The 5,312-nt window shown below is 71.2% G+C and carries 4 protein-coding genes and 1 pseudogene; 3 read left to right on the top strand and 2 right to left on the bottom strand.

What is annotated here, in order from left to right:
- Window positions 1-228: 228 nt before the first annotated feature.
- From VFB40_RS03670 to VFB40_RS03660, 3 genes are all read left to right on the top strand, one after another.
- Complete coding sequence (locus tag VFB40_RS03670; RefSeq protein WP_324847833.1) at window positions 229-1,809, top strand: Na+/H+ antiporter; 1,581 nt, start codon at window positions 229-231, stop codon at window positions 1,807-1,809.
- A 270-nt stretch (window positions 1,810-2,079) separates the two neighbouring features.
- On the top strand, window positions 2,080-3,024 hold the full coding sequence (mmuM, locus tag VFB40_RS03665; RefSeq protein WP_324847832.1) for a homocysteine S-methyltransferase: 945 nt from the start codon (window positions 2,080-2,082) through the stop codon (window positions 3,022-3,024).
- A gap of 9 nt (window positions 3,025-3,033) precedes the next feature.
- Window positions 3,034-4,005 (top strand): acetylxylan esterase, encoded by a 972-nt coding sequence (locus tag VFB40_RS03660; RefSeq protein ID WP_324847831.1) that lies wholly within the window; start codon window positions 3,034-3,036, stop codon window positions 4,003-4,005.
- Window positions 4,006-4,077: 72 nt separating this feature from the next.
- Here the strand turns inward: VFB40_RS03660 and VFB40_RS03655 are convergent, their stop codons facing one another.
- Together VFB40_RS03655 and VFB40_RS03650 are read right to left on the bottom strand one after the other, a co-directional pair.
- Window positions 4,078-5,124, bottom strand: coding sequence for an ABC transporter ATP-binding protein (locus VFB40_RS03655; RefSeq protein WP_324847830.1), 1,047 nt, complete (start codon window positions 5,122-5,124; stop codon window positions 4,078-4,080).
- Window positions 5,121-5,312 (bottom strand): annotated as a pseudogene (locus VFB40_RS03650) (hypothetical protein); the annotation flags it as partial. The gene VFB40_RS03655 and the pseudogene VFB40_RS03650, both read right to left, overlap by 4 nt.

Below are 5,312 nucleotides of genomic sequence, written 5' to 3'. Positions count from 1 at the left end.
CAACTCGGCGGCGAGTCCGCGACAGCGGCGTGACCGCCTGACAGGCCGCTCCACCCCTCGGTGCCCGTCCGCCCCCGCACTGGCGGACGGGCACCGAACCTACAGCGCCCCCGCGTCCCGCCTCCGGACGATTCGCCCCAGAAAACAACCATCCGGATAGCATCACGGGTATCCCGCCGAACCGGCCAACGGGCCACCGTCCCGCCCGGCCCGACAGGAAGAGCCCGCATGGACCAACTGACCATCCTGTTCGCCATCGGCCTGGCCACCATCTTCTCCGTGCCGGTCGGCCGCCGGATCGGGCTTCCCTCCCCCGTGCTGATGACCCTGTTCGGCGCCGCGATGGCGCTGCTGCCGCAGGTGCCGAACCCGAACCTGCGCCCGGACCTGATCCTGCCGCTGGTGCTGCCGCCGCTGCTGTTCGCCGCGGCGAGGCGCACCCACTGGCGGCAGTTCAGGGCGAGCTGGCGCACCGTGCTGCTGCTCGCGATCCTGCTGGTGCTGGTGACCACGGCGGCCGTGGCCGGGGTGTTCAGCGTGCTGAACCCGGGCCTGCCGATCGGCGTGGCGGTCCTGCTCGGCGCGCTCATCTCGCCGCCGGATCCGGTCGCGGCCACCGCGGTCGCCGGGGATCTGAGCCTGCCGCGCCGGCTCATCAGCACCCTGGAGACCGAGGGCCTGTTCAACGACGTGACCGCGGTCGTCATCTACAGCGTCGCGGTCACCTCGGTGGTCTCGCACCACTTCTCCGGCTGGGAGGCGCTCGGCGAGTTCGCCCTGTCCGCGCTCATCGCCGTGGCGGTCGGGCTGGTGCTCGGCTGGTGCTCGAACCGGGCGATGGGCCTGCTCGGCGACGCGACCCTGCAGGTGAGCCTCAGCCTGCTGATCCCGACGGCGGCGTACGTCGCGGCCGACCACCTGCACGGCTCCGGCGTGCTCGCCGTGCTCGTCTACGGGCTCTACCTCTCCGACAAGATCGACGCCGACGACGTGGCCTATCGGCTGGTCGGCACAGCGTTCTGGGACATCGTCGAGCTGCTGGTGACCGGCTTCGCGTTCGGGCTCATCGGCCAGGAGCTGTACGTGGTCGTGCGCGACGTCGGCGACCGGTGGACCTCGCTGCTCGGCGACGCGTTCGCCGTGGTCGCCGTCGTGGTCGTCACCCGGCTGCTCTGGCTGCTTCCGGCCGCCTGGCTGGCCAACCGGATGGGCCGGGCCGAGGGCGACGACAAGCCGATCACCATCCGCGAGACCGCGGTGATGTGGTGGGCCGGGATGCGCGGCGTGGTGACCGTCGCGCTGGCGCTCGCGATCCCGCTCACGGTCGACGGCGGGAAGGCGTTCCCGGGCCGCGACGCGCTGCTGTTCACCGCGTTCGCGGTGGTCCTGTTCACCCTGGTCGTCCAGGGGCTGACGCTGCCGGTCCTGGTGCGGCTGCTGAAGGTCGACGCGGACGACCAGGCGGAGCGTGAGGCGGAGAAGCGGCTCTGGTACCGGGTCGCGAAGGCCGAGCTGCGCCAGCTCAACGCGGCGGCCGAGAACGGCTCGGTCCCGGACGAGCTGTACGACCGGCTGGCCACCCGGCGCCAGGGGCGGCTGGCGCAGGCGTTCCCCGAATCGGTCGACGACGAGATGCGCGCGGCCGCGAAGAAGCGCTACGGCGAGGTGAAGCGGCTGCAAGCGCTGGATCAGGAGATGATCGCGGCCGGCCGCCGCGAACTGCTCGCGGCCCGCGCCGAACCCGGCTCGGACCCCGAGCTGGTCGACCGCGTGATGCGCCGCCTGGACCTGCGCAGCGAGCGGCATTAGCCGGCCCCGCGCCTGTCCCGTTCAACTGGACAATCCCTGGACCGCCACCCGCCGCTCCGCCTTTCCTCCACAGATCCCCGCGATGACATCCCCGCGACGCGGCCGCACGAACAGCGGCGAGTCTCGTTCACAACTCCCCTCGGCCACAGACACCCTTGCGCGCTGGGTGTCCCGCGATAGCTTCGCCGACGGCGAATGCGGCAAGCCCGGGACACGCGCTGTCCAGTTGAACGGGACAGGCTTCGCAAGGCGTCGGTTTAGGATCAAGGTATGACGACACCTGCACGTCCATCCCTGGCGCAGGCGCTGGCCGCCGGGCCGATGGTGCTCGACGGCGGGATGTCCAATCAGCTCGAATCCGCGGGGCACGATCTCTCGGACGCACTCTGGTCCGCTCGGCTGCTCGCGGATGACCCCTCGGCCATCGTCGCGGCGCACGCGGCCTACTTCGCGGTCGGCGCGCAGGTGGCCATCAGCTCCAGCTATCAAGCGAGCTTCGACGGCTTGGCCCGCAAGGGATTCTCGCGCGACGAGGCGGCGGCGCTGTTCGGCCTCAGCGTCGAGCTGGCGCGGCGTGCTGCCGAAGACTTCGGCCACGCGGAGCGACCGCGTTACGTCGCGGCGTCGGTCGGCCCCTACGGCGCGGTACTCGCGGACGGCTCGGAGTATCGCGGACGCTACGGGCTGACGGTCGCGCAGCTGGAACGCTTCCACCGGCCGCGCATCGAGGCGCTGGCCGCGGCCGTCCCCGATGTGCTCGCGCTCGAGACTGTCCCGGATACCGACGAGGCCGAGGCGCTGCTCCGGGTGGTCGGCTCGCTCGGGCTGCCGAGCTGGCTCTCCTACACGATCTCCGGATCGCGCACACGCGCCGGGCAGCCGCTCGCCGAGGCCTTCGAGCTCGCCGCCTCGGTGGATTCGATCCTTGCGATCGGGGTCAACTGCTGCGCGCCGCAGGACGTCGCGCCCGCCGTGGAAATCGCCGCGGCCGTGACGGGTAAGCCAGTGGTCGTCTATCCCAACAGCGGCGAGTCCTGGGACGCGGCGGCGCATGCGTGGCAGGGATCGAATACGTTCGACGCGGGCCTGGTCGAGTCCTGGGTCCGCGCGGGTGCGCGCCTGATCGGAGGCTGTTGCCGGGTCGGTCCGGCGGGAATCAGCGCGGTCGCGCAAGTGCTGAAAGGGGTGTATCCCGGCAGCGCGACCCACCGGTAAGGTCTGAACATGGCGTTCGTAGACAAGGACCTCGACGAACTCGTCGAATACGTTCCATCCCGCACCGAACCCGACGACTTCGCGGCCTTCTGGGCCGACACCCTCGCCTCGGCGCGCTCGCACCCGATCGACGCGGTGTTCGAGCCGGTGGAGAGCCCGCTGAACACCGTCGTGGTCGAGGACGTGACCTTCCGCGGCTACGGCGGCCAGCCCATCAAGGGTTGGCTGCTTTACCCGGCCTCTGCGAGCGGCCCGCTGCCCACCATCGTCGAGTACATCGGCTACGGCGGCGGACGCGGCCTGCATTTCGAACGGCTGCTGTGGGCCAGCGCCGGCTACGCGCACTTCATCATGGACACGCGCGGACAGGGCGCCTCGTGGTCGGTCGGTGACACCCCGGACGACTTCGCCGACGGCAACGGCCCGGCGTATCCGGGCGTCATGACGCGCGGAATCCTCGCGCCGGAGACTTACTACTACCGCCGGCTCTACACCGACGCGGTGCGTGCGGTCGAGGCGGCGCGGACGCATCCGTACGCCGACGGTTCGCGCATCGTCGTGCACGGCGGCAGCCAGGGCGGCGGCTTGTCGCTCGCGGTCGCGGGCCTGGTGAACGACCTGGCCGGGGTGCTCACCGACGTGCCGTTCCTGCAGCACTTCCGGCGCGCGACCGAGATCACGGACGGCTATCCGTACAAGGAGATCGCCAACTTCTGCAAGGTGCACCGGGACAAGGTGGAGCAGGTGTTCAGGACCCTGTCTTACTTCGACGGGCTGAACTTCGCGGCGCGGGCGACCGCCCCGGCGCTGTACTCGGTAGCGCTGATGGACGACATCTGCCCGCCGTCCACCGTGTACGCGTCCTACAACCACTACGCCGGGCCCAAGGACATCACGGTCTACACGTACAACGGCCACGAAGGCGGGCAGGCGCACCACACGCCGCGCGCGTTCTCCTTCGCCGCCGAGGTGACCAAGTAGTTCACCCGGACGTCGGCCCGGCGTCGTGACGGCGCCGGGCCGGTGTAACGGAAATCGAGGGTAAGAACCCTGTTAGTTCGACGAGTCGGCGGCAGGTGCGGCCGCCGCCGACTCGTCAAGCAGCCAGCAGCGTGCGACATGCCCCGCCGCCGAGCCGTTCACGGCGCCCTTCACCGCCGGCAGGTCCGGCGGCCGGGTCGCGCAGACCTCCATCGCGAAGGGGCACCGGCTGCGGAACCGGCAGCCCTGATCGAGCGCTGATTCCCGGTGCTCCGCGGCGCGCGAGTCGCGCGCTCGGGCCCGCTGCGCCCGCGCCTCGGCCAGCTTCGAGCGGGTCAGCGTCGGGTCCGGCGCCGCGGAGGCGAGCATCTGCGTGTACGGATGCGCCGGATGCAGGATCACCTCGTCGCTCGGCCCGCGTTCCACCACCTCGCCCCGGTACATGACCATGATCTGCGAGGAGAAGTGCCGCGCGGTGGCCAGGTCGTGCGTGACATAGAGCAGCGCGAGGTCGCGGTCCCGCTTCAGCCGGTCGAGCAGGTTGAGGATCTCCAGGCGGATCGAGACGTCGAGCATTGACACCGGCTCGTCGGCCAGCAGCACCTTGGGGTCGGTGGCGAGGGCGCGCGCGATGGCGACGCGCTGGCGCTGGCCGCCGGACAGCTCGTGCGGGTGCTTGCCCGCCACGTCTTCGGGCGGGGTCAGGTTGACCGAGCGCAGCAGGTCGAGCACCGCGGCGTCGAGCTTCGGGCCGCGCCGGTAGCCGCCGTGCAGCAGCAGCGGCCGGCGCAGGTGGTGCGCGACCGTGTGCATCGGGTTGAGCGAGGCGAACGGGTCTTGGAAGACCAGCTGCATGGCCTTGTGATAGGCCTTGCGTTCGGCGCGGCGGCCGAGTCGCCCCGCGCCGCCGCCGAGATCCGGCAGCACGATCTCGCCCGCGCTGGGCTTCACGAAGCGGCTCAGGGTCCTGACGACGGTGGACTTTCCGCTGCCGCTCTCCCCTACCAGGGCGAGGGTCTGGCCGGGCTCGAGCGCGAAGGAGAGGCCCTCCACCGCGCGGAAGCGGCCGCCGTGCTGGCGGTAGTCGACGGTCAGTTCGGTGACGGTCAGCGCGCTCATCGCCCGCCCTCCTCGGCTGTTCCGGCGGTGCTGGTCGAAGCCTCAGAGCCGCCGGGAAGCCCGCCGGCGTAACGCGCATCGTGCAGGTGGCAGGCCACCGGCCAGGCGCCGGCCGGCGCTCGCAGCGGCGGGGTGATCTGGTGACAGGGGTCGAATACCGATTCGCAGCGCGGCGCGAACGGGCAGCC

Origin of the sequence: Actinocrinis sp., from assembly GCF_035650855.1 — a bacterium.
Taxonomy (GTDB): domain Bacteria; phylum Actinomycetota; class Actinomycetes; order Streptomycetales; family Catenulisporaceae; genus Actinocrinis.
Note: the sequence above shows the minus strand (reverse complement) of the source record. Positions and strands in the feature narration are given on the sequence as shown.

What these genes read in the sequence shown, in the direction of transcription:
- VFB40_RS03670 (WP_324847833.1), top strand. Translation starts at nt 229, where the DNA reads ATGGACCAACTGACCATCCTGTTCGCCATCGGCCTGGCCACCATCTTC.
- mmuM (WP_324847832.1), top strand. Translation starts at nt 2,080, where the DNA reads ATGACGACACCTGCACGTCCATCCCTGGCGCAGGCGCTGGCCGCCGGG.
- VFB40_RS03660 (WP_324847831.1), top strand. Translation starts at nt 3,034, where the DNA reads ATGGCGTTCGTAGACAAGGACCTCGACGAACTCGTCGAATACGTTCCA.
- VFB40_RS03655 (WP_324847830.1), bottom strand. Translation starts at nt 5,124, where the DNA reads ATGAGCGCGCTGACCGTCACCGAACTGACCGTCGACTACCGCCAGCAC.